We start from the raw sequence: 1273 nt of genomic DNA on the forward strand, positions 1-1273 counted from the left end.
GAAAACCTTAGAGGTCCTCGCGCCAGAAGGGCATGCTCATGCAGCGCGGGCCGCCACGGCCGCGGGAGAGCTCGGCGGAGGGCACGACGAGAAGGTCCAGGCCCTCCTTGTACAGCACGTCGTTGGTGACGGTGTTGCGGGCGTAGACGCAGATCTTGCCGGGCTCGACGCACAGGGTGTTGGAGCCATCGTTCCACTGCTCGCGGGAGGCCGCGATCGGGTCGCCGCCGCCGCAGGGGATCAGCTTGACCTGGTCGACGCCGGTGGCGTCCTCCAGGACGTGCTCGAGGGTGTCCTCGATCAGGCGGATGTTCACGTCGCCCGGGTTCTTGCCGGCGGTCAGCTCGTAGACGCGCAGGGTGCCCATGATGGCGGGGTGGATCGTGAACTTATCGACGTCGATCTGGGTGAAGACCGTGTCGAGGTGCATGAAGGCGCGCGAGACGGGGATGTCGAAGGCCAGGATGCGCTCGACCTTGGAGTCGGAGTTCCAGAAGATGTTCTGGGCCATGACGTCGATCGCGGCGGCCTGGGTGCGCTGGGAGATGCCGACGGCGAGGGTCTTCTCGTTGATGTTCAGCACGTCGCCGCCCTCGGTGTGGAACTGGCAGTCGCGGCGGAAGTACAGGGAGACGTCCTTGTAGTCGGGGTGGTACTTGAAGACGTACTTGCCGTACAGGGTCTCGCGGTTGCGGGTGACCGAGTACATGCGGTTGAGGTTGACGCCCTCGCCGACGACCGCGAACGGGTCGCGGGTGAAGTAGAGGTTGGGCATCGGGTCGATGATCAGGTCGGACTCGGACTCGGAGTTGACCAGGGAGTCGAGGGTCGTGGACGCCGTGAGGGGCATGTCGATCTCGGCCTTGGTCATGCCGGCCATGGTCTTCTTGACGAACTCGAGGTTGTCCTCGATGGAGTCCAGCTTCTCGCGGACGATCTGCGGCATCTGCTGGCCGCGGATGCCCGCCTCGGCGATGTACTGGTCGGTGAACTCGGCGCGGGCGCCGGGGACCTGGTCGAACACCTCTGCGACGAGGTTCTCGAGGTAGAGCACCTCCACGCCCTGGTCCCTCAGGATCTGGGCGAAGGTGTCGTGCTCCTGCTGCGCGACCTCAAGGAACGGGACGTCGTCGAACAGGAGTCGCTCGAGCTCGTCGGGCGGCAGGTTGAGGAGCTCGTCGCCGGGACGGTGCAGGCAGACCTTCCTGAGCTTGCCGATCTCGGAAGGCACGTGCAGACCTTTCGTCATGGCCTCCTACCTTTCTTTCGGGCC

The 1273-nt window shown here is 65.1% G+C and carries 1 protein-coding gene; it reads right to left on the minus strand.

The window, feature by feature from the left end; genetic code table 11:
- Window positions 1-7 precede the first annotated feature (7 nt).
- The gene (gene arcA, locus DW233_RS10080; protein WP_117774421.1) at window positions 8-1249 is read right to left on the minus strand and encodes an arginine deiminase; all 1242 of its coding nucleotides are present in this window, start codon (window positions 1247-1249) and stop codon (window positions 8-10) included.
- Between the last annotated feature and the right edge of the window lie 24 nt (window positions 1250-1273).

Origin of the sequence: Collinsella sp. AM20-15AC, from assembly GCF_003471405.1 — a bacterium.
GTDB lineage: Bacteria > Actinomycetota > Coriobacteriia > Coriobacteriales > Coriobacteriaceae > Collinsella.